The following is a 1000-nucleotide window of genomic DNA, read 5'->3' as shown; positions in this document are numbered from 1 at the left end:
GCCAGCCGGTTCACTTCGTTCACCACCTGCAGCATGTCGAACGGTTCGATTCGGCCGCTGCCGTCCACGTCCGGCATCCAGCCACCGAGCTGCACGCCGCCGGCTTCGATCGCGATGCCTGTGGCGAACTCGCCCACGCCGTAGCGGTTCAGATGGTTCAGCACCGTCAGCACGTCCTGCGGGTCCACCGCGCCGTCGCCGTTGACGTCGAAGGCGTTTTGCAGGTTCGTCGCGGCAAGGCCCACGACCGATACCGACTCGCCCGACCCCGTCGACGGCACGACCGGTGGGTCGAAGTTGCCCACGACCGGCAGCGCCTGCTCGTCACCGAAGCTGGCGAAGATGTCCGGGCCGAACGGCTCGGGCGTGAAGTCCACCACGTTGCCCAGCAGCCCCTGCGGATCGGCAACGATCCGGTCGGTGACCGGCACCACCGGCTTGCCGCCGTTTTCAATCGACAGCACCAAACGGTCCAAGTCCGTGTAGGCTGCCGGATCGACTTTCTTGATCAGCGTTCCTTGCGCCGCGCCGGCCGTATTGTCCCAGTCATAGACTTCACCGCTGGGAAGAATAAAGAACCACTGATTCGACGCATCCAAGAACCATTTTTCCTGCGCACCGTAGGCGTTGAAGAACGTACTGGTGCTGTACTGGAAACCGTACTGTTGGTCCAGCGCCGCCAGCGGATCGCCCTGGCTGACCAGGATCATCCAGTCGGATTGTTCGCCCGGTGCCACGCCCTCGGCGTCGGGATTGTACAGACCGATATCGTCGATACCGTCACCGTTGAAGTCGGCGGCCACGGGCAATTCACGCACGCCCGGAAATCCGAAGGTGAACTGGACGTCGGTAAAGCCGTCCAGGCCATCGGCAGCTAGGTCCAGCGAGAACACGTCGTCGGCCCAGGCTCCAAGATCATCCAGGCCATCGCCATCGAAGTCACCGGCGATGGGCAGCCCTTCCATGTCGCCCTCTAAGGTCAAGTTAACCCGGAAGTCGC

The 1000-nt window shown here is 63.2% G+C and carries 1 protein-coding gene; it reads right to left on the bottom strand.

The features are described from left to right. On the bottom strand, positions 1-965 hold a 965-nt coding region (locus GE027_RS22595; protein WP_153559495.1), incomplete at its 3' end, for a dockerin type I domain-containing protein. Positions 966-1000 lie beyond the last annotated feature (35 nt).

This window comes from Roseimaritima sediminicola (assembly GCF_009618275.1).
Classification (GTDB): Bacteria; Planctomycetota; Planctomycetia; order Pirellulales; family Pirellulaceae; genus Roseimaritima; species Roseimaritima sediminicola.
Note: the sequence above shows the minus strand (reverse complement) of the source record. Positions and strands in the feature narration are given on the sequence as shown.